This window comes from Vibrio sp. 10N.261.46.E11 (genome assembly GCF_041472735.1).
Classification (GTDB): Bacteria; Pseudomonadota; Gammaproteobacteria; order Enterobacterales; family Vibrionaceae; genus Vibrio.
The window spans coordinates 26,925-52,320 of the sequence record NZ_JBFRQW010000033.1 but is presented as its reverse complement, the minus strand read 5'-3'; the positions used below and the strand labels follow the sequence as shown (position 1 = coordinate 52,320).

24 protein-coding genes and 1 riboswitch are annotated in these 25,396 nt (G+C 44.4%); of the genes, 22 read left to right on the top strand and 2 right to left on the bottom strand.

Annotated elements, in window-relative coordinates:
* Positions 1–176 precede the first annotated feature (176 nt).
* The 18 genes from AB4407_RS11385 (at position 177) to AB4407_RS11300 (ending at position 17,842) form a co-directional block, all read left to right on the top strand.
* Positions 177–935, top strand: a complete 759-nt coding sequence (locus tag AB4407_RS11385; protein ID WP_372120625.1) for an ABC transporter ATP-binding protein — start codon at positions 177–179, stop codon at positions 933–935.
* Complete coding sequence (locus AB4407_RS11380) at positions 932–1,888, top strand: ABC transporter substrate-binding protein (RefSeq protein ID WP_372120624.1); 957 nt, start codon at positions 932–934, stop codon at positions 1,886–1,888. Before AB4407_RS11385 ends, AB4407_RS11380 begins: the two co-directional genes overlap by 4 nt.
* Positions 1,875–2,900 (top strand): FecCD family ABC transporter permease, encoded by a 1,026-nt coding sequence (locus tag AB4407_RS11375; RefSeq protein ID WP_372120623.1) that lies wholly within the window; start codon positions 1,875–1,877, stop codon positions 2,898–2,900. Before AB4407_RS11380 ends, AB4407_RS11375 begins: the two co-directional genes overlap by 14 nt.
* Positions 2,890–3,354, top strand: a complete 465-nt coding sequence (locus AB4407_RS11370) for a phosphoglycerate mutase family protein (RefSeq protein ID WP_372120622.1) — start codon at positions 2,890–2,892, stop codon at positions 3,352–3,354. The genes AB4407_RS11375 and AB4407_RS11370 overlap by 11 nt, the downstream gene beginning before the upstream one ends.
* Positions 3,318–3,511: riboswitch (cobalamin riboswitch) on the top strand. It overlaps the preceding gene by 37 nt.
* An 88-nt stretch (positions 3,512–3,599) precedes the next feature.
* Positions 3,600–4,772, top strand: coding sequence for a cobalt-precorrin-5B (C(1))-methyltransferase (locus tag AB4407_RS11365; RefSeq protein WP_372120621.1), 1,173 nt, complete (start codon positions 3,600–3,602; stop codon positions 4,770–4,772).
* Positions 4,773–4,792: 20 nt separating this feature from the next.
* On the top strand, positions 4,793–5,455 hold the full coding sequence (locus AB4407_RS11360; protein ID WP_372120620.1) for a precorrin-8X methylmutase: 663 nt from the start codon (positions 4,793–4,795) through the stop codon (positions 5,453–5,455).
* Entirely contained in the window at positions 5,448–6,746 is a 1,299-nt protein-coding gene (gene cbiE, locus AB4407_RS11355; protein ID WP_372120619.1) for a precorrin-6y C5,15-methyltransferase (decarboxylating) subunit CbiE, read from the top strand. The genes AB4407_RS11360 and cbiE overlap by 8 nt, the downstream gene beginning before the upstream one ends.
* Before the next feature lie 66 nt (positions 6,747–6,812).
* Complete coding sequence (cobI, locus tag AB4407_RS11350) at positions 6,813–7,643, top strand: precorrin-2 C(20)-methyltransferase (protein ID WP_372120618.1); 831 nt, start codon at positions 6,813–6,815, stop codon at positions 7,641–7,643.
* A complete protein-coding gene (locus tag AB4407_RS11345; protein ID WP_372120617.1) occupies positions 7,643–9,247 on the top strand; it encodes a cobalamin biosynthesis protein in 1,605 nt (534 codons plus the stop codon). Before cobI ends, AB4407_RS11345 begins: the two co-directional genes overlap by 1 nt.
* Before the next feature lie 192 nt (positions 9,248–9,439).
* A complete protein-coding gene (locus AB4407_RS11340) occupies positions 9,440–10,282 on the top strand; it encodes a sirohydrochlorin cobaltochelatase (RefSeq protein WP_372101553.1) in 843 nt (280 codons plus the stop codon).
* A 2-nt stretch (positions 10,283–10,284) separates the two neighbouring features.
* A complete protein-coding gene (gene cobJ / locus AB4407_RS11335; RefSeq protein WP_372120616.1) occupies positions 10,285–11,124 on the top strand; it encodes a precorrin-3B C(17)-methyltransferase in 840 nt (279 codons plus the stop codon).
* A gap of 1 nt (position 11,125) precedes the next feature.
* On the top strand, positions 11,126–11,938 hold the full coding sequence (gene cobM, locus AB4407_RS11330; protein ID WP_372120615.1) for a precorrin-4 C(11)-methyltransferase: 813 nt from the start codon (positions 11,126–11,128) through the stop codon (positions 11,936–11,938).
* 79 nt (positions 11,939–12,017) lie between these two features.
* Positions 12,018–12,980, top strand: coding sequence for an adenosylcobinamide-phosphate synthase CbiB (cbiB, locus tag AB4407_RS11325; protein ID WP_372120614.1), 963 nt, complete (start codon positions 12,018–12,020; stop codon positions 12,978–12,980).
* Between the two features lie 38 nt (positions 12,981–13,018).
* Positions 13,019–14,089 carry a threonine-phosphate decarboxylase gene (locus AB4407_RS11320; RefSeq protein ID WP_372120613.1) on the top strand — a complete coding sequence of 357 codons (1,071 nt, stop codon included), beginning with the start codon at positions 13,019–13,021 and terminating at the stop codon, positions 14,087–14,089.
* A gap of 2 nt (positions 14,090–14,091) precedes the next feature.
* On the top strand, positions 14,092–15,396 hold the full coding sequence (locus tag AB4407_RS11315; RefSeq protein ID WP_372120612.1) for a cobyrinate a,c-diamide synthase: 1,305 nt from the start codon (positions 14,092–14,094) through the stop codon (positions 15,394–15,396).
* A 240-nt stretch (positions 15,397–15,636) separates the two neighbouring features.
* Positions 15,637–16,434 carry a DUF2189 domain-containing protein gene (locus AB4407_RS11310; RefSeq protein ID WP_372120611.1) on the top strand — a complete coding sequence of 266 codons (798 nt, stop codon included), beginning with the start codon at positions 15,637–15,639 and terminating at the stop codon, positions 16,432–16,434.
* A 78-nt stretch (positions 16,435–16,512) separates the two neighbouring features.
* Positions 16,513–17,013: a SprT family zinc-dependent metalloprotease gene (locus AB4407_RS11305; RefSeq protein ID WP_372120610.1), complete on the top strand. Its 501-nt coding sequence runs from the start codon at positions 16,513–16,515 to the stop codon at positions 17,011–17,013.
* A gap of 97 nt (positions 17,014–17,110) precedes the next feature.
* A complete protein-coding gene (locus AB4407_RS11300; protein ID WP_372120609.1) occupies positions 17,111–17,842 on the top strand; it encodes an endonuclease in 732 nt (243 codons plus the stop codon).
* Positions 17,843–17,916: 74 nt separating this feature from the next.
* Here the strand turns inward: AB4407_RS11300 and AB4407_RS11295 are convergent, their stop codons facing one another.
* Positions 17,917–21,153 carry an Ig-like domain-containing protein gene (locus AB4407_RS11295; RefSeq protein WP_372120608.1) on the bottom strand — a complete coding sequence of 1,079 codons (3,237 nt, stop codon included), beginning with the start codon at positions 21,151–21,153 and terminating at the stop codon, positions 17,917–17,919.
* A gap of 222 nt (positions 21,154–21,375) precedes the next feature.
* Here AB4407_RS11295 and rsmE point away from each other — a divergent pair, with 222 nt between their 5' ends.
* The 4 genes from rsmE (at position 21,376) to ruvX (ending at position 24,224) form a co-directional block, all read left to right on the top strand.
* Complete coding sequence (gene rsmE / locus AB4407_RS11290) at positions 21,376–22,107, top strand: 16S rRNA (uracil(1498)-N(3))-methyltransferase (RefSeq protein WP_372120607.1); 732 nt, start codon at positions 21,376–21,378, stop codon at positions 22,105–22,107.
* Positions 22,108–22,116: 9 nt separating this feature from the next.
* Complete coding sequence (gene gshB, locus AB4407_RS11285; RefSeq protein WP_372120606.1) at positions 22,117–23,067, top strand: glutathione synthase; 951 nt, start codon at positions 22,117–22,119, stop codon at positions 23,065–23,067.
* Between the two features lie 116 nt (positions 23,068–23,183).
* Complete coding sequence (locus tag AB4407_RS11280; protein WP_372120605.1) at positions 23,184–23,747, top strand: YqgE/AlgH family protein; 564 nt, start codon at positions 23,184–23,186, stop codon at positions 23,745–23,747.
* Positions 23,748–23,801: 54 nt separating this feature from the next.
* A complete protein-coding gene (ruvX, locus tag AB4407_RS11275; protein WP_372120604.1) occupies positions 23,802–24,224 on the top strand; it encodes a Holliday junction resolvase RuvX in 423 nt (140 codons plus the stop codon).
* 58 nt (positions 24,225–24,282) lie between these two features.
* On the opposite strand, the gene AB4407_RS11270 is transcribed toward ruvX, so the two are convergent.
* Positions 24,283–25,392 carry a PilT/PilU family type 4a pilus ATPase gene (locus AB4407_RS11270; RefSeq protein WP_372120603.1) on the bottom strand — a complete coding sequence of 370 codons (1,110 nt, stop codon included), beginning with the start codon at positions 25,390–25,392 and terminating at the stop codon, positions 24,283–24,285.
* Between the last annotated feature and the right edge of the window lie 4 nt (positions 25,393–25,396).

Genomic DNA, 25,396 nt, shown 5'->3' with positions numbered 1-25,396 from the left:
TCTTCTATTCTTCTATTCTTTCACTAATAAATCCTAACCCTTTCACGTAGCACAAGCGTTAACTTATAGATTATTTTGATAATAGTGGGGATTTTACGTGCTGAGATCAATGTTACGCAAACGTTTAAATTTTAATGTAATAGCACTTGTTAAAAACAAACCATTCTCAGTAACTCATGCTTCTTTGCCACAAACTTTCAGTTCAACAACAAAACACTCAACGACTGCACCCACTCGATCTGAAAATTAATCAAAGTGAGCGCTGGGTAGTCATTGGACGCAATGGTTCCGGAAAAACCACGTTATTAAAGGCACTGGTTAATTTACTTCCCTTCAAAGGCGAAGTCGTCATAAACCAATTGCCGCTACGTAAGTTAACTTGCCAGCAAAGAGCAAAACAAATCAGTTACCTTCCACAACACAGTCAAGTGGATGGTCGTTTAACACTCAGAGAGTACATTCAACTAACCGCTTCCAATCAAGCCACTTCTAGCTTTTTACTTGACCAAATAAGTAAAGCACTAAAGATCGATACTTTCCTCGAACGAAGAATGGGACAGCTCTCAGGCGGCCAGAAGCAGCGAGCGCATATTGCACGATCTTTATGTCAGAACGCTGAGTTTCTGGTGTTGGATGAGCCTCTAAACCATCTAGATCCATGTGCTCAAGGGGAAGTTTTATCACTATTGAAAGATCAAGGTAAAACACTGATTTGCTCACTGCATGATATTTCCCTTGCGGCCAAGTTCGCGACTCACATTGCGATTTTGGAACACGGTGAACTGGTCGCGAAAGGAAAAGTAGAAGAGCTACTGACCCACACACAGCTTCAGCCGATTTTTGAAGTCGATTTAATCAGCACAACCAATAAGCGCACACAGAAAACAAGCAAGTTTTTCGACATTGAACTCGACCAAGGACAGGATCTTTCATGAATAAATTATCAGCATCAGCTTTAACTTTTACTTTCTTACTTTCCATGTCCGCACAAGCTCAAATCACGGTAGAAAACTGCGAATCGACACTTACGTTAGATACGTCGCCTAAAACCTTAATCACTCACGATATCAATATGTCTGAGATGGCATTTTCTCTCGGGCTTGAAGAGAATATAATCGGAGTCACCGGTATTAGCGGATACTACAAAACGACCCCGGAATTTAATCGCCTCCAAGGCAGCATTCCGGAGCTCGCACCGAAATATCCTTCTCTGGAGGTGTTAGTTAATGCCAACCCTGATGTTTTCTTTGCAGGATGGAATTACGGTATGCGGTTGGGCGGCTCAGTCACGCCTGATTCATTGAAAGAATTTGGCATTGATACTCTGATTCTTAATGAGAGTTGCAGCCATATCCGTAAAGATAAGCAGCCAGCGAACATGGAACAGATGTTCGATGACGTGACACGCCTTGCGACTTTATTCGGTCAGCAAGACAGAGCTCAAGCACTTATCTCCAAGTGGAAAGAGCAATTAGTACAGATTCAACAGCAAACCAAGAATCAAACTCCACTTAAAGTCTTTCTGTATGATTCAGGCGAAGATAAACCCTTCACCGCAGGAAAGTACGCGACAGTGAGCGCCATGATAAAAGCGGCGGGGGGCGATAACGTCATGAAGGATCTTGATATCAGTTGGGGAACCACATCATGGGAGTCAGTTGCGATGCATAACCCTGATGTCATTATTCTTCTCGATTATCAAAATGGGACAGGCGCTAAAGGCATGCAAGCCTTTTTGGAGCAGCACCCAGCGATGAAGCTGACCACAGCGGTAAAGACGACCCAATACCTTCCTCTGCGTTATGAGGAAATTACTCCTGGCCCAGCAAACATAGCTGCAATTGAAAAACTGGCACAGCGCATCCAAGAAATCCATGACAAGTCTTAGCACTAACCTAAACCGAACCGTACTGAACACCTGTGTATTCAGTGCTTTTTTTGCCCTCTTAGCGATGTTTTCTCTAAGTTTAGGCAGCGTTCAGCTATCTTTTGCACAAGTCGTTACGATTTTTTCAGCGGCGATGAATCAACAGATCGACTCTCCGATAGATCAAGTGGTACTGCACCTACGCTTACCAAGAACAATCATCGCGATTATTTGCGGTGCTGGGTTAGGTATTGTTGGGGCGTTATTACAAACCGTGACAAAAAATGATCTGGCCGACCCCTTCATTTTTGGATTGTCATCTGGTGCCGCAACGGGCGCAGTCTTTGTAATCACCGTAATTGGCAGCGCTATCGGTATTTGGACGCTTCCACTCGCCGCTTTTATCGGTGGAATCATCTCGGCTTCGGCTGTGCTATTTCTAGTCAGAAAAGTAGATGGGCAAGCGTCTTCTCAAATTGTTTTAGCCGGGCTGGCTATCTCATTCTTATTTACAGCTTTGACCAATTTTTTAGTCTTCCACGGCGATCAACGAGCAGCCCATTCGATCCTATTTTGGTCGCTAGGAGGCCTAGGAAACGCACGCTGGGACAATATGCTAATTGTGCTTGCTGGACTTATCGCCTTGATAGTCCTAGGTATATTAAAACATCGCCAGTTAGATTGTTTACTTGCCGGAGACGACGTAGCACAAACCATGGGCGTAGACACAAAACGCCTGCAAAGCGGTGTCTTTATTGTCTGCGCTTTTGCAACTGCATGTTTTGTTTCTATCATCGGAGTTGTCGGATTTATTGGCTTGATGGTTCCTCATATCGCGAAGAAAATCATCGGCCCATTGCACAAAAAGTTACTCATCACTTCAGGGCTGATTGGGGCTTTGCTTATGCTATTAAGTGATATTTTGGCGAGAACCTTGGTTGCTCCTCAAGAACTGCCTCTTGGTGTTGTCACCACCGCGTTTGGCGCACTATTCATTGTTTCCATTTTGATGGAGAAAAGTAATGAAAGCTGAACGCTTCACCATCATTGCGATTCGTCATGGCGAAACCGAATGGAATCGAATAGGCAAAGCACAGAATCAACAGGATAGCCCTCTGACAATGAAAGGCAAACGACAGATGCATAACGTCGGTCGTTATCTTGCAACTCAAAAATCATTGACTCTCAATGCTATTTACACCAGTCAATTAGGCCGTGCTATTTCCAGTGCTAAAACCATCGCACGCTACCTGAAAGTGCCCGTCATTTCTCAAATGGAGCTCAGTGAGTTCGATTCAGAACAGCAACGAAGAACAATGGCGATTCAGTGGATCCAACGAGTTTCTCGTCACCACAACAATGAGAACCCTATTTTGCTGCTCGGACATGGTGACTGGATAAAAACATTAGCCAGTTTAGGGACACCAAAGCAAATAATAGAAACACCAAACAACGGAGAAATCCTCAGGATAGATATCGAAGTATAACGTCATATCAGGGAATCAGGTGTAACTCCTGAACTGTACCCGCAGCTGTAAGCGATGAGCCCTTTACAAGCCACTGAGTCACACGACTTGGGAAGGAGTAAAGCGCAATGAGAACCTCAACATCGTAAGTCAGAATACCTGGACACATATGAATATCGAGCGGGAAAACTCAACACCATCCATACCTTGTCTAACAAGGGAACGCTCTGTATTCGTCAATACCTAAAACGTAGATGAAGAATACTGTGGTCACAAAAGTTAAACGATCCAAAAATAAGTCCGATCTCCGCAGTGGGTTTACCACCGGAGCGTGCGCAGCTGCAGCAAGCAGAGCGGCAGTTCAAACACTATTAACCGGACAAAAGCCTGACTATATCTCCATCACTCTACCTAATGGTGAGCCCGCTACGTTTAAGGTCGCGTTTATCCAAACATCCAACGATGCGGTGACCGCCAGCATTGTTAAAGATGCAGGGGACGATCCTGATTGTACCCACGAAGCCCATATTCAGAGTATTGCCCGTTGGCATTCAGAGCCCGGTTTTCACATCGATGGGGGTGTTGGCGTAGCTCGTGTGACTCTACCCGGATTAGAACTTCCCGTCGGTCAGGCGGCGATTAATCCCGTTCCTCGAAAAAACATTCTCGATATGGTGACTTTGGAATGGAACCAAGCTACCAGTCAACAGAAAAAACACGTCGGTATATTACTGGAAATTTGCGTCCCTGATGGAGAAGAGCGAGCCAAGGAAACCATTGGGCCAAGACTCGGTTTAATCGGTGGTATTTCCATTCTCGGGACACGCGGAACGGTAAAACCCTACTCCACTTCAGCGTTTTCAGCATCTGTGCGTCAATCGGTACAAATAGCGAAACAAAATGGCCAAAACCACTTGGTTCTCACGACAGGATCTCGAACCGAAAAATCAGCGATGGCCATGCTACCAAGTTATGACTCGATGTGTTTTATCCAAGCGGGTGATTTTGTTGGGGTCGGACTGCGCGCAGCAAAACGTTATCAAGTAAGCAAAATCACCGTCGTCGCCATGATAGGCAAACTCGGCAAGATGGTCGCTGGGCACATGATGACTCACGTATCCGGTAAAGCTATCGACTTTTCATTGCTGGCCGACCTCGCCACTCAATCGGGCGCGCCGAGTGAATTTTCCGAAGCGGTTAGCCAAGCCAACACAGGCCGCCACGTACTCGACACATGGAAAGAAGCCCAATCGGGCAAAGAGATTCCCAATTACGACTTTCTTACCTTGCTCTGCAAACAAGCTGCAGAGCACGCTGCTGTGTATGTCAAACATCACGTCAGCATTGAATTCAAATTGATCGATTTCAACGGCGATCTATTAGCAGAACATCTCTGCTCAAAAGGAAGTGATACCAACACTCACTTTCATGATGAATAAGCATGAACAAGGAAAACTCCATGACTAACGATATGCGTCAAATGACCAAGCAAGGCCGTCAAATTGAAAGTGACTCTTTCTCTATCATCGATGAAGAAATAGAAACTCTCCATGGGGGACATAACTTCAATCAAGGTGAATGGAATGTGGTTCGTCGTGCCATTCATACTACGGGTGACTTTGAATACGCTAAATTATATCAATTCAGCGACAACGCGATTGAGTCTGCCATTACCGCTTTAAAAAACGGTGCCAACATCATTACCGATGTCAGCATGATCGTGACAGGTTTAAACCAAACTCGCCTCAACGCTTACGGCAATAAAGCACAGTGCTTCATTAGTCATCCAGACGTCATTAGCACGGCCAAAGAGACAGGAGAAACACGTGCTATTCACTCAATGCGTTATGCCCGCGATAACGGCCTACTCGACGGCTCTATCATAGGTGTAGGCAATGCGCCTACCGCATTACTTGAGCTATTGCGCATGATAGAGGCAGGTGAAGCCAAACCAGCATTGATCATTGGCATTCCTGTTGGCTTTGTAAAAGCAGATGAATCGAAGCAAGCATTAACTGAACAAAACACAGTGCCTTACATTGCCAGCCTAGGCCGTAAAGGTGGCAGCCCGTTAGTGGTATCGACTATTCACGCCCTACTTGCTGAGTCAGTAAATGAATAATGTAAGTACTCACTCTCAGCTTATCGATTGCTATCAATCGGCTATCACGGTAGTCGGAGTACCCGAAGATGGGTGTTTAAGCCTAACCAGTCGAGCTGTTAATGCAGTTGAATCTGCACGCGTTGTTGCAGGTAACGACCGACTATTGGATTGGTTCCCCCAATTCAAAGGTCAACGCTTATCGATGCAAGAAGGCTATCAATCTTGGTTCGCTAAGTTGCTTGATGAATGCGAGGAAGGCGGCGTCGTCGTATTAGCTTCTGGCGACCCATTGTTCTTTGGCATCGGCGAATCGTTATTAAAAAAACTGCCTAATGATGAAGTACGCTTTATTCCCTCCCCTTGTTCAATGCAACTCGCTTGCAGCCGAGTCGGCATTGCATGGCAAGAAACCAAAGCAATTTCACTACATGGAAGAAAGCAGCATTACGATGGCATTAAAGGTATCGCAAGCCAAATGCAATGGGGAACTAGCTACTGCTTGCTAACCGATGTTCAAAACAACCCAGCTCGTATTGCGAAACACTTAGTCGAATTTAATCAACAAGGTTGGACGGCTTGGGTATGTGAGAACTTAGGTGGCACCGACGAAAAGATAAGCCAGTGGACTCTCGAAGACCTCGCACTAAAAAGTTCCGACGACTTCTCTACACTCAATGTAATGGTACTGCACCGAACGCTACCTCATGCGTGGGGTGAATTGGGCCAATACGCCAACGATGATGACTTCATGAAGCGCATGCCTAAGCGCGGCTTAATTACCAAACAACCCGTTCGTCACTTAGCGTTAGCAAGTATGCGTATTCAACCAAGATCTGTGGTGTGGGATATAGGCACAGGCTCAGGTTCTATTGCGATAGAAGCCGCTAAACAGTGCTATCAAGGACAAGTCTTCACCATTGAATCAAACCAAGAATGTTATGAGTCGGTCGAGGCTAACTTTAGAGCACACGGTACCGACAACGTACAACTGATTCGAGATAAAGCCCCAATGCAGCTCGACACCTTGCCTCAGCCAGACAGTATTTTTATTGGTGGAAGCCGCGGCAACATGCACACCATTTTAGATTTCTGTTGGTCAGCAATAAAACCGGGAGGCGTCGTGATCGGTTCTGCAGTGACTGTCGATTCAGTTTGCGAACTTCATCAATGGAGTAAAGACAGCGATGCTCCGACACAGGTTCAACTGGTCTCTATATCAACAGGCGTACCACTCGCTCACTACACCCGTTATCAATCAGAAAATCCGATTCACTTATTTATTTTTACCAAGCCGTTTATTCAGAAATAAGCGCTTAATTTTTTAATTAAGCGCCACTCAACATATTAAATAAAAACATAATTAGAGAAAGCACAGATGAAATTAGGAACTATGTACGCAATTGGTGTCGGCACTGGAGACCCAGAATTATTAACACTTAAAGCTCACCGACTACTCAGCACCGTCGACATTGTCGCGTTTCCAGAAAAGGACGCGGGCAGTAACCACTCTTTTGCTCAACAAATTGCCGCGGGTTCTGTTAGCCCTGAAAGCATGAAAGGCGAATGCCTATTTTTGCATTTCCCAATGACGCGTGACCCAAACATCAACGTTCCTGCATGGCGTAAAGCCGCCGTCACAATTGTTGAACTATTAAAGCAAGGTAAAGACGTGGCATTTGCAACCGAAGGTGATCCATCGGTTTACAGCACATGGGCATACATCCAAGAAGAACTAACAGAGCTACTTCCTGAACTTGATCCGGTGATCATTCCGGGTATCACTTCAGTTACCGCTATTCCATCACAAACAAAAATTCCACTTGCTGACGGTCAGGAGCGTTTTTGTGTTGTACCTGCGACATGGGGTATCGAGTGTTTAGAAAAGCTAGTCGAAGATTTTGACACCATCATGTTAATCAAAGCAGGTCGCGTTATCCCTAAGCTGATCACTCAACTTGAGTCGATGAATATGTTGGATTGTGCAACCTACGTGTCGCATGCCACCACAGAGAAACAAGAGCTTTACTCTGACCTACGTGATGTACCGAATGAAAACCGTTACTTCTCTATGGTTCAGCTTTCTGTTCGCGCTCGTCGTGGTGTACTACGTGGTACTAATGAATCAAAGAAATGTGCCGTTCTTGATGGTGGTAAAGCTGATAGTGGTAAAGATGACATCAATAAAACTAATAGCGGTAAAGCGTAATGAAAATCGCCATTTATGCCATCACGCTACACGGAGCAAGGCAAGCCAAACGCTTAGCTAAAACATTTCCGTTTGCTGATGTCTTTATTGCACCAGTTGGACAAGAAGAATACCCAGAAGCCGATGAGTTAACCCTGCCGCTTTCTGGTTTTCTTCCTCCTCAATTTAAGCAATATGATCACCATATCTGCTTTTTTGCTGCGGGCATTGTCAGCCGAATGATCGGCCCTTTGCTAGAAGACAAACGCACCGACCCCGGCGTGATCTGCATTGACGATCACGGCCAATTCGTGATCCCTATGTTATCGGGTCATCGCGGTGGCGCAAATGGGATCGCACTACAGATCTCACAAGCACTCAACGCGACTCCTGTAATCACCACCGCTTCTGACGCTGCCGGCAGTTTGTCGGTGGATATGCTCGGATCGCCATTTGGTTGGACACTTGATCCACAATGCGAACCCGCGATCACCGCCACCAGCGCAGCAGTTGTAAATGAAAAACGCATTCTAATAGTGCAGCACGCTGGCGAACAGAACTGGTGGCAGAACAAACGTTCCATGCCAAGACACATCATTACCCACCCAGCACTAAGCGATACAGACCTTTCTCAAATCAGTACTGATGATTGGGATGGTTTAGTTCTGATTTCAGATGAAGCACAACCAAAAGGTTACGCCGACTTAAAAAATAAAACCGTACTGTGGCGACCAAAATCGCTTGTGCTTGGAATAGGTTGTGACCGCAATACTCCTTTGCATGTATTGAAAGCAGGTATCGATGTTTTCCTGACTGAATATAACCTAGCAAAAGCCAGTGTTTCAGCTTTCGCCAGTATCGCTTTAAAAGCAGATGAAAAAGGTATTTTAGAACTCTCGTCTGAAAGCCAAATTCCTTTCCACACTTATTCAGCCGAGCAACTCGACGGCGTTGAAGGGATTGAAAACCCATCAGAATACGTAAAAAAAATCACGGGGGTATCATCGGTTTCTGAAGCGGCCGCGCTAAAGCACGGTAAACGAGATCAACTATTGGTACCTAAGTGGAAGTTCAAACAAGACGGTTTCAACATGACTTTGTCTTGTACTCGCATCGAATACGATGAACCCCTCGCCAAGAAGAAGTGGAAAAACTGGCTAGATAAAAACGTCAAAATCAACCTTCACGGTAATGAAGTGGTAGATGGTTTTCAGTGTAAGCCTAAGCATGTCGATTTAAACCGCCCGATGCTCTACCACCGCCATCACGTATTGCTATGTGAAGGTGGCCGCTGCGCGAAAGAAGGCAGTAAAAACCTTGCACACGATCTTAGACAGGTACTTAAAGCGCTCAATTTTTCCGACGGTGAACAGCGCATCAAGATAAGCCGTACACACTGCGCGGGCACCTGCAGAAACCGCGCCGCAATGGTGATTTACGAACGTTTACTAGAACATGAAGCACCTGTTAACAACGGGCTTTGGATTCGAGGTATCGAAGAATTCACCGAGCAAGACTGGAAAGATTTGTTCACAAATCTAGTCGAGCGGAAATCATTAAAAGCTTATTTAGATCCTAAGTTTATCGCACCAATTGAAAATGCAGACGGCACCACTGAGCTTTAGAAACCGCTTAGTTTTAAGAACCACTGAGCTTAGGTATAACTGAGCTTAGGTATCACTGAGCTTTTGAAACATAGTAGGCCAAATACTTTGCAAGCTATGAACATGATATTTCAAAGCTCACTTTAACCTCATTACCAACATGAGATAACCCGTTTATCTTGTGATATAGATTTGATAAGGACAGCGACAATTATGAAACGACTTCGTCATTATAACCAAGGCACAGCCATTGTACTGAGCTGCTTTGGTAGCGTTGTAGAACAACAACGTTATGAAACTCTCGCAGATCGCGTACGTCAAAGTTACCCAGATGTGCCAGTGCGCATTGCCACCAGCTCAAAGATGGTGATCAAGAAGCTGGCTCGTAAAGACACACCATGTTTCAGCCTACCTCAGGTATTGGCGGATCTAGACACACAAGGTTACGAACGTATTTTGATCGTTTCAGTGTACTTATTCCCTACCGATGAACATCGCTACATGACATCAATAGTTGATGGCTTCAAGCAGTTCTCATTGGCGCGCATTGAACAAACACCAGCGATCATGCATCACAGCCAATTAACGACCAATTTGCTTTCGGCTCTCCATGATCGTTTTGCTCCACAAGATCATTTCAACGTGTTCGTTCACCACGGTGCGCCTATGTTAGATAACCCTGGCCACCAATCGATCCATTACTGTGATGATCTACTCGGCAAATTATCGCAACGCAACTTCACTTGCTCGCTCGAAGGCGCATGGCCATTTAAGTTAGTGAAAGATGAAATGGTTCGCCGCATTAAAGAGCAACATACAGGCCAAGGCCGACCGCTTCTTAATCTAGTTCCACTACTGCTTGTATCGGGTAACCACTTCATCAACGATCTTAAAGAAATTAAAGAGATGCTGGCAGAAGACGCTGACGTTCAAGTGGCAGAGCCAATCCAAGGTGACAAGTTCTGCATGCTCGATATGCCAGAACTGTTACAGATTATCGATAAGCAAATTAAAGAAGGCTTAATTCGTTTAGGTGCACCAGAGGAAGAGAAATAATCATGGCAAAACTAACACTGGTAGGCTTAGGGCCTGGCGCAATAGACCTAGTCACACCCGCAGCGCAACAAGCGGTAAAGAATGCAGATGTCGTTGCAGGCTACAAGCCGTATGTAGAATCAATCAGCACACTAATCGACACTCAAGAAGTCATTCAAAGTGGTATGACTCGCGAATGGGACCGCGCTCAAGCCGCAGTAGAAGAAGCAGCAAAAGGTCGAGAAGTCGTATTGGTATGTTCTGGGGATTCTGGCATGTACGCGATGGCGCCTTTAGTGCTTGAATTATTGGAGCAAAACGCAGAACTGAACGCACAAGTTGAACTGGATATTATTCCGGGCATCACCGCGGCTAACGCCTGTGCTTCTTTAGTTGGTGCACCTCTTGGTCACGATAGTTGTACCATTTCGCTGTCTGATTTATTAACTCCTTGGGAAGTGATTACCAAGCGGATTGAAGCCGCGGCAATGGCTGATTTTGCGATTACCTTCTACAACCCTCGCTCTAAAAAGCGCACTCAGCATATTGAAACTGCACGTGAAATCCTTTTGAAACATCGTGACCCAAATACTCCCGTTGCTATCGTGAATGCTGCGTATCGTGATGAGCAAAAAGTCACACTGACAACACTGGCTGAATTTACCAAAGTGGAATTTGGTATGAACGCCGCGGTCGTGATAGGTAACAGCAACAGCTACCGATTTGGTGATTGGATCGTAACACCGCGTGGCTACACCAATAAATATCAACTGAAAGACGGCAAGGTACTAGAAGGTCAAAAACGTGGCCATTCATTAAAAGTTGAACCTAAAACAGAATCAGTGACGGAAGAGGCAAACTAGTATGACGGTATTTTTTATCGGCGCAGGGCCGGGTGACCCAGATTTAATCACAGTGAAAGGCGCACGCTTAGTTGAAGAGTGCCCTGTGATTGTTTACGCAGGCAGTTTAGTGCCAAAAGCCGTCATCGATCGCGCTCACCCTGATGCACTGGTCTATAACTCCGCTGACATGGATCTTGATGATCTAACCAATGTGTACCTAACCGCACACGAAAAAGGTCAAAACGTTGCACGCGTTCAAACTGGCGATCTTTCGATTTACTCGTCTCTTGCAGAACAAACACGTCGCTTGAACGAACTTGGCATTGATTGGAAAGTGGTTCCGGGCGTGTCCTCTTTCCAAGCAAGTGCTGCGGCTCTTGGCCAAGAACTGACGCTACCTGAAAAGTGTCAGACCATTATTCTTAGCCGAGCATCAGGTCGAACGCCTGTTCCTGAAAAAGAGAATCTACGCGCCCTTGCCTCTCACGAAGCAACACTGTGTTTATTTCTTAGCGCAACATTGATTCGTAAAGTGGTTCGTGAATTATCGGATGTTTACCCGCAAGATTGGCCAGTGGCTGTCGTTGAAAAAGCCAGCCATCCTGAACAGCGAATATTCCGTGGTACATTAGGTACGATCGCCCAAATTATGCATGATGAAGGGATTCGCTCCACCGCGATGATCATTGTGAGCAAGGTTTTAGGCGATAATGATTTTGTTGATTCTAAGCTCTACGATCCGACATTCTCACACGCTTGCCGAAAAGCACGTGTCGTTGAAGAGAGTGTATCTGAAAGTGGAACATTAGAAGACGATAAGAGCGCAGACTAACCTCGCTCATTAGCTGTTGATTGGTTTGTGCGTTTATTCATTTTTACTATCCAGTCAGCAGCATTATTTGGCAGACATAATGATCTTTTTTGATTTAAATTTTGGTTATTCAAGTTTAGCGATCTCGCTAATGATGATCGCCGCTTTGATGCTTGATCACTTACTGGGTGAGCCTAAACGATTTCACCCTTTGATCGGTTTTGGCAATGCGGTCCAGAAAATTGAGAAGCGGTTAAACCAAAACACTAAATTGTCAGGTTTGGTCGCATGGATAACTGCAACCGTTCCATTGTGCTTACTTAGCTTTTGGCTACAACATACGCTACTAAGCATGGATAACACATTAGGCTTTTGGCTATTTAATATCGTGGTTCTGTATATCGCGATAGGTCAACGTAGCCTGCTTGAGCACGCACAATGGATCTACCAGCCACTAAGCCAAGGTGATCTTGATTTAGCGCGAGAGAAAGTTGGTTGGATCGTTAGCCGTAATACTGAAACTATGGATCAACGCCAGATCACGTCATCGACGATTGAGTCGGTATTAGAGAATGGTAACGATGCGATCTTCGGCACTCTATTTTGGTTTGCACTGCTTGGGGCTCCGGGCGCAATTTTATTCCGATTAGTGAACACTCTCGATGCTATGTGGGGCTATAAGAACGAGCGCTGGCTAGAGTTTGGCTATGTGGCAGCAAAAGTCGATGATGTGATGGGTTGGGCGCCTGCGCGCTTAACCGCACTTAGCTACAGCCTTTTAGGCAACACTAAGTTGGCTCTGAAATGCTGGAAAGAACAGGCTAAACATTGCTCGAGTCCAAACGGTGGCCCCGTAATGACATCAGGTGCCGGCGCACTACAAATCATCATCGGTGGCGATACTTATTACCACGGAAAGCTCGTAAAGAAACGCCCTATGGGTGAAGGCACTATTGCAACCTTAGACGATATTCCACGTGCGATTGCTTTAGTACAAAAGACCAGTGTGCTATGGATTACCGTGATGCTATTGCTTTCTCTTTTAACTCTTTGTTTATTTTGATTTCATGTCTATTTTAACTCTTTACTTTAAGTACGCTAATGACGATTAAACAACACTCAACCTCAAACGAACTTCCGCATCACGGTGGTAAGTTAATCGAGTTTTCATTGCGCTATCAAAGGCCAATCGAACAATGGGTCGACCTTTCAACTGGAGTAAGCCCGCACCACTACCCTATACCTGAAATCCCTGCATCGGTATGGAATCGGCTACCAGAAGACGATGATGGCTTAATCACAGCAGCACAAACGTATTATCAAAGTGATGCCTTGTTACCCGTAGCGGGCAGTCAGGCGGCTATTCAATCGCTACCACATATGATTGCAAAGACACAGCCAACTTTGACGCACATCCTATTACCTCATACGGGTTACAAAGAACATCAACATGCTTGGCAGCAGTACGCAGAACAAAGCATACAAGCCGTCATATTCGACTTTTACCGACATAAACCGACAATCGAACAGCTCAAAACGGCAGACGTGGTCGTAGTGATTAATCCCAATAATCCAACCGCGCTGAGTGTGCCACCAAGTGAAGTACTGACTTGGCTAGATTACATCCGAGATCATTCAACGCTCGTGATTGATGAAGCGTTTGTAGACTGTACTCCTGAGCTTTCAGTGTTACCAAGTTTCCCAACAGGAGTACCTGACAATCTAATAGTCCTGCGATCAGTGGGTAAATTTTTTGGGCTGGCAGGGATTCGCGCAGGCTTTTGTTTTGCCTCGCCATTGCGTTTAAATATTCTTAAACAACACCTTGGCCCTTGGACACTCAGTGGCCCAACTCGCTATGTCACCACACATGCCTTGCTCAATTCTCACTGGCAAAAAGAAAACCGCCAACGCCTACATGAAGAGGCCGAGCGTATGGACCAACTCTTACAACAATACTTTGGCCAAATGGCGGGTTCGACAAAAATAACGTCACAGATACTCTTTCACCGAGTTGAAATCTCAGATTCGGCATCATGGCACCATCAACTCGCTAAGTTAGGGGTTTTTACTCGTCATTGTGATGAAAATGATGCCCTTCGTTTCGGGTTACCCGCTAATGAATCACAATGGCAAGCGCTCACTCGCGCACTCGAACAACTCAAGGAATAATTATGTCTACAGCTTACTGTTCTGCCCTAGTGGTAGGCGCACCTTCTTCTGGAAGCGGAAAAACAACCGTGGTCGCTGCTCTAGCAAGAGCTTTGGTTCAACAAGGAAAGAAAGTTCGAGTATTCAAAACTGGGCCTGATTTTATTGATCCACAATTTCTGTCTATTGCATCAGATACGCCCACTTACCAATTAGATTTGTGGATGTGTGGTGAAGCAGAGTGCCAACACTTAATTTATCAAGCCGCCCTAGAAGCGGATGTCATTCTAATTGAAGGCGTAATGGGCATGTTTGATGGTAAATGCTCAAGTGCTGATATTGCCGCTAAATTTAACCTTCCGATGTTAGCTGTTGTCGATGCTGGCGCAATGGCACAAACCTTCGGAGCTATTGTGAATGGCTTATCAACATTCCGTGATGACGTGGATGTATTTGGTGTAGTTGCAAACCGCGTCGGTTCTGAACGTCACGCTGAAATGCTAAAAGAAAGCCTAAAACCTGAAACCGAGTTTTGTGGTTGGTTACCAAAAGACATGGATTTGTCACTGCCAGAACGCCACTTAGGTTTAGTACAAGCACAAGAGTTAGATGACATAGAAGAGCGACTTAATCACGCAGCCAAGCTACTACTAAAACATGGTGAGATCCCATTACCAACAGCACAAGCATTTGAAAAGCCAAAGCAAACACTACCAGCCAGACATGAATCATTAACTGGTCATACAATTGCAGTTGCTCGAGACAAGAGTTTTGCTTTTTTGTACCAAGCCAACCTTGATCTGCTGGTTGAATTAGGCGCAACATTGTCATTTTTCTCACCACTGGCACATGATGATTTACCACAATGTGACGCTTTGTATTTACCGGGAGGTTACCCTGAATTACACATGGATAAGTTGGCGCTCAATCATGCGCTGAAGCAGCAAATCATCACACACATTGAACAAGGGAAGCCTTGCTTAGCCGAATGTGGCGGCATGTTGTACCTCAACAAAGCACTGACCGATTCAGAAAACCAAACAGAAAACATGGTTGGAGCGTTAAATGCCAAAGCGACTATGCAGAAGAAGCTAGCCGCGCTGGGGATCCTAGAAGCTAGTTTCGATGGTCAAATGCTGCGTGGTCATACTTTCCACTATTCAAAAACAAACAGTAAAGAAACCGTGCTAACTCAACCTGAATCTCAATATGGTAGGCCAACCGATCCTGTTTGGATAAAACACAACACCATCGCTTCTTATGCACATTGGTACTTCCCGTATAACCCTGATTTGGTAGCGAAAATATTCAAAGGAGCACTTTATTAAGTATGGGCGAAAAAATACTCCTTTAACGCTTTCACTAAGAACCGTTTGTCAAAAGTTGATATTTGTCGCTTCACGGTCAATAGTTAAAATAATGTTAACGAACAAATCAAGTTCAGACTTTGCTTCGTAAACTATTTAGCTGATGCGCGCTTACATTAAAGACGTCGCCAAGTCGGGCATCGAGTTTCGTTCGCTGCAGTTTAACTGCAGCGCAGGTAGAAAACCGATCAAGGAGGATCTATGCCTCGTACATTGAATACACAAGACTTCGACGATAAACAAAAAGAAATCAAAGACTCAGAATACGCTCGTACAATACCATGTAATCAGGTGAGTATTTCCGCGCCCTTTCATTGGTTGTCGCTTGCTCTGCACGACTTAGTGAGAATGCCATTAATCAGCGCATTTTACGGTTTGTGCTTTATGGGTGCGGCCATCGTCATTGTTCAACTTGTCCAATGGCAAGGAACACATTTGGTCGTTATGCCAAGCTTGATTGTGTACATGCTAATAGGGCCGTTTCTTGCCCTAGGCTTATATGACGCAGCCTGGGAAAGAGAAAAGGGGCACAACGCTAGCCTACTGCACTCGATGAAAGCCATCACACGCAACTCAACCCACCAATGGGCGTTTGCGATTGTATTAATGGTTGCGATGATATTCTGGATGCGTATCGCTGCATTATTGCACGCACTTTACCCTTCAGTTCAAGGGGCACCATTAAGCGAGTTTGCGCCATTCCTTATTACTGGTTCGGTGATTGGATTAGTTATCGCTAGCCTGATATTTAGTATCTCAGCATTTTCAATTCCACTAATGATGGAGAGGCGTGTAGATGTAATGAGTGCGATTTTTACTAGCTTCAACGCTGTTAAATCAAACATCCCTGCGATGGTCGTTTGGGCTGGTATCATTGGCACTGGTATCTTAGTCGGCTTCGCGACCTACGGTGTGGGTATGATTGTAACGATGCCATTACTTGGTTATGGAACATGGCATGCTTACCACGAAGTCATCAAAAAGAAACATCATGTTTAAATCGTTTCACGATCGATGAGCAATGTTATGATGAGGCCTTAGCTTAAACGCTGAGGCTTTTTTTGGAGTTAACAACACTTGTCTTACACCCCGCAACAACATCGAGTAAATAAAAAACTGGGCGAATGCCTAGCTATCGCTAATCAACATTTTTCTCGTGAATTTCCATGCCCAACCGTCACTTACAAGTTAAGAGGAAAGGCAGCGGGAAAAGCCTACCTCCAGTTAAACGAGATAAAACTCAACCAAGTGCTATTCAGCGAAAATGAAGATGCCTTTATTAACGAAGTCGTGCCTCATGAACTCGCACATCTGATCACACATCAGGTCTTCGGACGAGTTAAACCTCATGGGAATGAGTGGAAATACGTGATGGAAAAGGTATTCAATGTACCAGCTAGAACGACCCACAGCTTAGAAATCACCTCAGTGCAGGGCAAAACCTTTGAGTACCGATGTGATTGCACCACTTACCCACTGTCGATAAGACGACACAATAAAGTCATCCGCAACCAATCAACTTATCGTTGCCAACAGTGTCAACAAACCTTAGCTTTTACAGGCCTTCAATTGAGCTAAGTCTTAAGCTCACAAGGTAACTCGAATAAATGTAATAGAGAGAACTAACATTTGAGTGCTAGACTGTTGTTTATCATACTTTCATCAGTCTTTCTCTATGCAAAAAACCACTCAAAAAGTATTTGGCCTATCGGTATCCTTTTATCTATCAATAGTATTTGGCCTGTTGGTAACCCAAAGTGTTTTCGCCGCTCCACCAAGCTCCTTCTCCAAAGCAAAAAAAGAAGCCGTGAAGATTTATCTCGATCACCCGACTTCATTTTATTGTGGTTGTGACATCACTTGGAAAGACAAAAAGAAAGGTATCCCTGACCTCGACGGCTGTGGTTATCAAGTCAGAAAACAACAAAAGCGAGCAAGTCGGATTGAGTGGGAACACGTGGTTCCAGCTTGGCAATTCGGCCACCAGCGTCAGTGCTGGCAGGATGGCGGACGTAAGAACTGCACTCGTAATGACAAAGTATTCAACTCGATGGAAGCCGATCTTCATAATCTGACTCCGGCCATTGGCGAGGTTAACGGTGATCGCTCTAATTACAATTTCAGTCAGTGGAATGGAATGGATGGCGTGAGCTATGGTCAATGTGAAATGCAGGTCAACTTCAAGCAGCGCAAAGTGATGCCGCCAGACCGAGCAAAAGGCTCTATCGCGCGTACCTACCTTTACATGAGCCAAGAGTATGGTTTCAAGCTATCTAAGCAGCAAACTAACCTGATGATGGCGTGGAACAAGCAGTTTCCTGTCGATGAATGGGAGTGTACGCGAGACCAACGTATCTACAGAATTCAAGGTAATCACAACCCTTTTGTCTCCAATTCATGTCGGTAAATAAAGAAGGCTTAAACAAGCTATTGTTTAAGCCTTCTTTACAAGTGATTTATTACTTAGTGCCTGTATAAATATTAACGATATACATTGAGTTGATCTATCGCGATTTGGTTTTTATCAGACTCTACACTCTCAAATTTAAGGCGTACTTGTGATACGTTATTAGGAAGCGTAACCGTATAGTAAGCAGAGCCACTCAGCGCTGATGGATCATACCAATCAGGTTTACTCCCTCGGCTTGATGTCGATGCAATACCAGGTCGGTGACTCCATTCTCCTAAATACCCATATCCACTTGCCACCCCACCTTTATCTAACGTAAGCAACGTAATCCACTCACTACCATCGTGATATTGTGCTTTTAAGAACCCTTCTTTATAGTCTGTCCACTGGCTCGCAGAGAAGCGCATTTGAGAAAAGTCTTTACCATTATTGTCCGTAATAGTGATGGTATCGCCTTTACTTAAACGTAAAATCGATGCGTCATTTGAGTAAACTTGTCCTTCAACTTTAAAATCAATTCCATTCATAGAGTGACTAGAGTTAATTGGCCAAGGGTCATTATCGGAACCGACAGCGCTATCTGTTAATTCATTTTTTGTAAAGGTAATTGCGATAGCTTCACCAAGAACATCCGAGTTAGTGACACTCCATACGTTACCTTCAATCCAATCGCTTCCATATTTACTATCGACTCTCCAATAGATAGCCTTTTGGTTAGAGTCAGGAGTAATTGATAATGATTGAGTTGTCTGCTCACTCATCGATGTTGATACCGTAGCATCGTATCCCCAATTTACTTTATAGGAATCAGCATTCTTTGAGTCCCATGTTAAGTCTAATCCTTTTGAAAATGATTGGTAATGACCATTGACAGGGCTATTTGTGAAAGCCTTCTCTTTATTTGTAGCAATACTTTTAATTTCTAAATCAGGAAGAGCATAAGTGTAAATTTGCACATCATCTACTGCAAATTTATCAGAGATAAACTTGGTAAAAGAAACCCATATATTATTTGCTCCTGAACCTGTATTAGAGCCATTTGTTCTCATAAACCAAGGCCCATATCCTTCTGTTGAAGCATCCCAACTAGAATCAATCCAGCCATAAGTCCCACCTGGATATACTCCGCCAAAATCACGAGGTAAGGGGACGTAATCCATAAAGTTTGTAGGATCTGTGCTTAAGGCCATAGGAAGAATAGTTCCATCAACCCATGTTGATACATTATTATTTTCTCGATCTATAACCCACGCAACTGAGTGCCAAGTATTATCCGTTATGTTTGCAGCGTCTGGCTTAGCAAATGCATGAACCACATGAGGCTTTTGATCAAATGATTGCCTTGAAAACATTTGACGCCCCACCAATGTCCAACCTAAGCCTTTCTCGGGTTCGCCAGGTCGATGACGGTTACCATTAAAGTGCGAAAGTGCGAAACCTTCATCGAGTTTACCTGAGCTATATAGGCTAACTTCATGAATACCTCTATTTTCAGATACCGTTTGGTAATAACCATCCTGTTTATAACGAGTTACTATCGAAAAACTTTGCTTACCGGGCACTAAGTCATGCGGCATATGCTTTTGTAGTGTCATCAAGTTATTTTCTTCAAATGTAGGTTCAGTTTGTACAGCCGGTGTATTTGTGGATGTTTGATCAATTATATATTGATAAAAACCGGAATTTGGATAAGCCGGTGTTGATACTTTACCAAAGAACATCTCCCTACCAGCTCGATTAACTAAATGATCAAAGTTAGGTTTATCAAGTTCTGCATGGTTTTTGATATCTTGTCTAGTCGTATATTTCGCATCAGATAAATACAGCACCCTAGCTTTACTTTTTACGCTAACGTGCACTTCAGAACTATCTTTCAAGCCAGAGTCATCAGTAATAGTATAGCTAAAGTGGTCTTCTCCAACGTAGCCTTCTGCTGGTGTGTATTTTAACATTGAACCTAGACGTTCAACTTTACCACCGCGTTGGCTCAATGGTGTGTAGCCATATAAAGATAATCGACCTCCATCATTTGCTCCATTGGCATCAAAATCATTGTCTAATACATCTACTGTAATACTTGTGTTTCTGCTTGTTCCTACATGAACTATATTAGCTTTCGGACTTATTTTAGATTCCATTGCAGGGGCCAAACGTTGTTCAATTGCTCCTGAAGATTTCATTGTTGAAATCATATTTGTGTCAATAGCTAAAGCAAAATTCATTAATGTATTGGTTTCAGGTCCGACATGGTGACCTAATGAAAATGTGTGGCCTATTTCGTGTAAAGTGTGGGCCAAGTCAGGTTGAAAATCACAACTACTACTCAAACCTGAAGCAGCACAACGCTGTCCTTTCTTAAAAAAGTTTTGAAATATAGAAAAGGGACTCGGTGACGTATTTTGAACAAATGACTTCAATTTTGAATAAAGCTCTGACGCTGTTTTACCGCCGCTATTTACAGTAATCAAACCTATAGGGTAATCCACTCGAATTAAAGCATCTCTGGCAAAAAAATAATCCAAGGCATTCGTTGTATGATCCATTGCAGCAACAGCATCAATTATGTCTTTATTAAAGGACGTCTCAAATGAATCAATATCAACAAGGTAGCCCAAGCTGCTCATTTGAAGTTTCATTTGAGATTGAGTGGGAATAGGAGAAACCAGCGAAGGTACAGGCAATTGATAATTAGTATCCGTTGGTATGAGTTCTTTAGGCTGTCGATTTAATTCCGGATCAAGTTTTTTCTTTGCTCCAGTATTGATATTCGGCACTACAAGTTGATCTATGGTCCAAGCTTTGTCTTCACCATAAAAAACAAAACCATAAAATATATTTTTAGAATTTACATAACCTACAACTTGCGAAGCCGCCTCTCCGACTATTTTCCCGCGGTAACTCCTAACCTCTGGCGTGTACTCAAAAGCTATCGGCTCTAAAGATTTTGCCGCATCATAGTAATAAAATTTAGTATCGCTGCGACGTGCTGAGTACTTTGACACCTGCAACTTCACTGTTTGCCCATTACGCACAACATCAGTCGTGAATGTCAAAGGCAGAGTTTCATAATCGGACAATGGCGGTTGAACACTTCCACCAGAACCGCCCGAACCACTGCCGTCTCCGCCACCGCTTCCATCAGAGCCGCCCGAATCACTGCCGCCTCCGCCACCGCTTCCATCAGCACTCCCAGAGCCACTGCCGCCAGAGCCAACTTGCGAATTATCCGTTGCTTTTCCTTCAGCACCACCTCCTCCACATCCAGAGAGAAGCATTAACATACAGATTATTAACAGTGTTTTTTTCATATCGTTTCGTTTCTGCGTAGATAGACAATAAGAGGAGAACTCAGGATATGTGAGATCTTCATCACATAAAATTCTGGGGCAGCATACAGTAAACTATAATAATGATGAATATATGGCTCTATTTTTTATAAGGTTTTCCTGTAAATATTTATGTACCGACTTGTTTTATTTCACCTTAGACTCCATCCTATTGTTCTGCTCTACAGCGTGAGATATTAAAAAATGCGAACTCCAAGAATTTACCACCCTGAATTGATTCACCCATTGGGGCAACTCGCTCTTAGCGAAGATGCCGCGGGTCATGTTGGTCGAGTCCTTCGTATGAAAGAAGGCCAAGACGTTCTTCTGTTTGATGGCAGTGGTGCTGAATTCCCTGCGACAATTGCTGAAGTATCAAAAAAGAACGTCACAGTTAATGTTACTGAACGTATCGAACGTAGCAGCGAATCTCCGTTAGACTTACATTTAGGCCAAGTGATTTCACGTGGCGACAAAATGGAATTCACAATTCAAAAATCGGTAGAGCTTGGTGTAAACACCATTACCCCTCTGATTTCTGAGCGCTGCGGCGTTAAACTTGATACAAAACGTTTCGAGAAAAAACTCGCACAATGGCAAAAGATCGCTATCGCGGCATGTGAACAATGTGGACGCAATACGGTTCCGGTTATTCGCCCAATCATGCAGCTTGAAGAGTGGTGCAGTGAACCAAGCGAAGCACTGAAGCTAAACCTGCACCCTCGTGCAAAATACTCAATTAATACCCTTCCAGAGCCCATCAGCAAAGTACGCCTATTGATCGGTCCTGAGGGCGGACTGTCCGCTGAAGAGATCGGTATGACAGAACAATACAAATTTGAAGAGACGCTACTCGGTCCACGTGTACTTCGTACCGAAACTGCTGCTCTAACCGCAATTACCGCCTTACAAGTCCGTTTTGGCGATCTAGGCTAGGAGAAAGAAATGATCAAACTTGGCATCGTAATGGATCCAATTTCATCCATTAACATCAAAAAAGACTCTAGCTTTGCCATGATGCTTGAAGCTCAGCGTCGTGGTTACGAAATCCATTACATGGAAATGGATGACCTACACTTAGATCAAGGCGTAGCCATTGCTGACACTAAGGTTGTAGAACTAAAAGAAGATCCAAACGGTTGGTACGAATTCAAGTCACAACAGACTATCGCTCTCTCTGATTTAGATGCAGTTTTGATGCGTAAAGATCCTCCGTTTGATACTGAGTACATTTACGCGACTTATATTCTTGAGCGTGCTGAAGAGAACGGTGCACTGATCGTAAATAAACCACAAAGCCTACGTGACTGTAATGAAAAGCTATTCACAGCTTGGTTCCCAGAACTCACACCAACCACCATCGTGACTCGTAAAGCTGAAAAGATTAAAGAGTTCCGCGAGAAACACGGTGATGTGATCCTTAAACCACTTGATGGCATGGGTGGCGCGTCAATCTTCCGCGTGAAGGAAGGCGATCCAAACGTATCAGTGATCATCGAAACACTGACCAACCACGGTCAAAACTACGCAATGGCACAAACCTTTGTTCCAGACATCAGCAATGGTGATAAGCGTATTCTTGTGGTTGACGGTGAACCAATGCCTTACTGCCTAGCGCGTATTCCTGCGAAAGGGGAAACTCGAGGTAACCTTGCTGCTGGCGGTACAGGTGAAGCTCGCCCGCTGAGTGAAACAGACTGGGCTATCGCAAGAGCAGTTGCACCGGCATTAAAAGAGAAAGGTTTAATCTTTGTAGGACTTGATGTTATCGGTGACAAACTGACTGAAATCAACGTGACAAGCCCTACTTGTATCCGTGAAATTGAAGCTGCTTTTGATATTTCGGTAACGGGCAAATTAATGGATGCAATCGAGCGTCGCGTTAACGCTAAATAGCCTAAACTAAAGAAAGCCTTAGCTATTCGAAAACACAAAAATATCTAGGCAAAGAACAATGAGCGGCTTTACGCCGCTCTTTTTCCTTTACTGGGAACACACTGGCAGGAGGCTCTATGAATTTAACGAACCACTTTCTGGTCGCTATGCCCGGAATGAAAGACCCATACTTTAAAAATTCGGTGATCTATCTTTGTGAGCACAATGACGAAGGTGCGATGGGTTTGATGATCAACGCTCCTATTGATGTCACTGTCGGCAGCATGCTTAAGCAAGTTGAGGTTGATTCTGAACAGCCGAAACCCAACCAAGCAAGCCTTGATAAGCCCGTATTAAACGGTGGACCTGTAGCAGAAGACCGCGGGTTTATTTTGCACAAGCCCAAAGGCAGCTATCAATCCAGTATCAACATGACGGACCAAATCTCGGTAACAACATCAAAAGATATCTTGATGGTGTTAGGGACTGAAGATGAACCTATCAATTATCTGGTTGCACTTGGTTATTCTGGGTGGGAGCCTGGTCAGCTGGAGATCGAACTGACTGAAAACTCATGGCTAACCGTTGAGGCCGATCCAAAGGTCATCTTCGACACACCAATTTCGGATCGCTGGAAAGTTGCCGTGCAAATGTTAGGTATTAATGCCGCTCAGCTTTCAGCAGATGCAGGCCACGCCTAGCTCTACTCAGTTCAATAAAATATACACTCAAACACAGATTAATTTGGAAGCCCCATGTCACGAACAATTATGGCATTTGACTACGGTACAAAAAGTATCGGCAGTGCGATTGGACAAGAAATCACAGGCACAGCAAGCCCTCTGAAAGCCTTTAAAGCCAAAGATGGCATCCCAAACTGGGACGATATCGAGAAGCAAATTAAGGAATGGCAACCAAATCTTATCGTGGTTGGCCTTCCTACCGACCTTCATGGCAAAGATCTAGCAACTATCACCCCTAGAGCGAAGAAGTTCGCTAACCGCCTGAAAGGACGCTTTGGTGTGGATGTTGAACTGCATGATGAGAGGCTATCGACCGCGGAAGCAAGAGCCGACCTTTTTAACATGGGTGGCTATAAAGCACTAAGCAAAGGCAACGTTGATAATCAATCAGCTGTGGTTATTTTAGAGAGCTGGTTTGAAGCACAATATGGCTAAGTTATAAACGAATAAAACCCGCCACAGAAGCGGGTTTTGTGTTTATCAATAAAGTAGACTAGCCCATATCTATCTTAACGCCAGCCAACGTGCTAGTTCCGGAGTCTTCATCACCACGATTAGTCTTGAGCATTAAACGCAAGTCATTGGCAGAATCCGCGCTATGGAATGCATCCTCTTCGCTGATCTTGCCTGCTACAACTAAATCATATAAAGCTTGGTCAAAGGTCTGCATACCAATCTCTTTTGATTTTGCCATGGTTGCTTTCAGTTCATGTAGTTCACCACGACGAATCAAGTCAGACACACGAGGGCTATTCAGCAGAATTTCAAACACACCATGACGACCGCTGCCATTCTTATCTCGGATTAACTGTTGAGCAACCACGCCACGCAAGTTCATCGACAAATCAAACAGGAACTGCTCTTTCTGTTCTTTCGGCACCAAGTGAAGAATACGTTCTAACGCTTGGTTGGCATTATTCGCGTGCAAAGTTGCCATACACAAGTGACCCGTTTCAGCAAAGGTCATCGCGTATTCCATGGTTTCACGGCTACGGATTTCGCCAATCAAGATCATGTCTGGCGCTTGACGTAACGAGTTCTTAAGTGCGACTTCATAGCTCTCGGTGTCGAGCCCAACCTCACGTTGAGTCACGATACATTTTTTATGTTCGTGAACGAATTCAATTGGGTCTTCAACCGTCAAGATATGCCCCGAGCGGTTGGTATTGCGATAACCAGTCATCGCAGCCATTGAGGTCGATTTACCAGAGCCTGTCGCCCCAACCACCAACACAAGTCCGCGCTTAGCGATTGAAAGGTCCTGCAGTACATCTGGAAGCTTTAATTGCTCAAAGGTTGGGATGTTAGTCTCGATACGTCGAATGACCGCTCCAGGTAGCTCTCGTTGAAAGAATGCACTGACACGAAAACGCCCAAAGTCACGCACTATGGCAAAATTAGCCTCACGCGTTTGCTGATATTCATCACGTCGGTCTTGATCCATCATCGCATCAAGTAGTTGAGCGACCTGAACCGAATTCAGCTTCTCGCCTTGCGGTCGTAGTTCACCATCGACACGGAACAAGACAGGCGCATCGACGGTGATATAAAGATCGGACGCTTTTTGAGACAGCATTCCCTCAAGGATTTGATTCAATTCCATTATG

What these genes read in the sequence shown, in the direction of transcription:
- cbiB (WP_372120614.1), top strand. Translation starts at nt 12,018, where the DNA reads ATGATCTTTTTTGATTTAAATTTTGGTTATTCAAGTTTAGCGATCTCG.
- cbiE (WP_372120619.1), top strand. Translation starts at nt 5,448, where the DNA reads ATGAATAATGTAAGTACTCACTCTCAGCTTATCGATTGCTATCAATCG.
- AB4407_RS11345 (WP_372120617.1), top strand. Translation starts at nt 7,643, where the DNA reads ATGAAAATCGCCATTTATGCCATCACGCTACACGGAGCAAGGCAAGCC.
- cobJ (WP_372120616.1), top strand. Translation starts at nt 10,285, where the DNA reads ATGGCAAAACTAACACTGGTAGGCTTAGGGCCTGGCGCAATAGACCTA.
- ruvX (WP_372120604.1), top strand. Translation starts at nt 23,802, where the DNA reads ATGTCACGAACAATTATGGCATTTGACTACGGTACAAAAAGTATCGGC.
- AB4407_RS11320 (WP_372120613.1), top strand. Translation starts at nt 13,019, where the DNA reads ATGACGATTAAACAACACTCAACCTCAAACGAACTTCCGCATCACGGT.
- gshB (WP_372120606.1), top strand. Translation starts at nt 22,117, where the DNA reads ATGATCAAACTTGGCATCGTAATGGATCCAATTTCATCCATTAACATC.
- rsmE (WP_372120607.1), top strand. Translation starts at nt 21,376, where the DNA reads ATGCGAACTCCAAGAATTTACCACCCTGAATTGATTCACCCATTGGGG.
- AB4407_RS11375 (WP_372120623.1), top strand. Translation starts at nt 1,875, where the DNA reads ATGACAAGTCTTAGCACTAACCTAAACCGAACCGTACTGAACACCTGT.
- cobM (WP_372120615.1), top strand. Translation starts at nt 11,126, where the DNA reads ATGACGGTATTTTTTATCGGCGCAGGGCCGGGTGACCCAGATTTAATC.
- AB4407_RS11340 (WP_372101553.1), top strand. Translation starts at nt 9,440, where the DNA reads ATGAAACGACTTCGTCATTATAACCAAGGCACAGCCATTGTACTGAGC.
- AB4407_RS11280 (WP_372120605.1), top strand. Translation starts at nt 23,184, where the DNA reads ATGAATTTAACGAACCACTTTCTGGTCGCTATGCCCGGAATGAAAGAC.
- AB4407_RS11385 (WP_372120625.1), top strand. Translation starts at nt 177, where the DNA reads ATGCTTCTTTGCCACAAACTTTCAGTTCAACAACAAAACACTCAACGA.
- AB4407_RS11370 (WP_372120622.1), top strand. Translation starts at nt 2,890, where the DNA reads ATGAAAGCTGAACGCTTCACCATCATTGCGATTCGTCATGGCGAAACC.
- AB4407_RS11270 (WP_372120603.1), bottom strand. Translation starts at nt 25,392, where the DNA reads ATGGAATTGAATCAAATCCTTGAGGGAATGCTGTCTCAAAAAGCGTCC.
- AB4407_RS11300 (WP_372120609.1), top strand. Translation starts at nt 17,111, where the DNA reads ATGCAAAAAACCACTCAAAAAGTATTTGGCCTATCGGTATCCTTTTAT.
- AB4407_RS11310 (WP_372120611.1), top strand. Translation starts at nt 15,637, where the DNA reads ATGCCTCGTACATTGAATACACAAGACTTCGACGATAAACAAAAAGAA.
- cobI (WP_372120618.1), top strand. Translation starts at nt 6,813, where the DNA reads ATGAAATTAGGAACTATGTACGCAATTGGTGTCGGCACTGGAGACCCA.
- AB4407_RS11315 (WP_372120612.1), top strand. Translation starts at nt 14,092, where the DNA reads ATGTCTACAGCTTACTGTTCTGCCCTAGTGGTAGGCGCACCTTCTTCT.
- AB4407_RS11360 (WP_372120620.1), top strand. Translation starts at nt 4,793, where the DNA reads ATGACTAACGATATGCGTCAAATGACCAAGCAAGGCCGTCAAATTGAA.
- AB4407_RS11380 (WP_372120624.1), top strand. Translation starts at nt 932, where the DNA reads ATGAATAAATTATCAGCATCAGCTTTAACTTTTACTTTCTTACTTTCC.
- AB4407_RS11295 (WP_372120608.1), bottom strand. Translation starts at nt 21,153, where the DNA reads ATGAAAAAAACACTGTTAATAATCTGTATGTTAATGCTTCTCTCTGGA.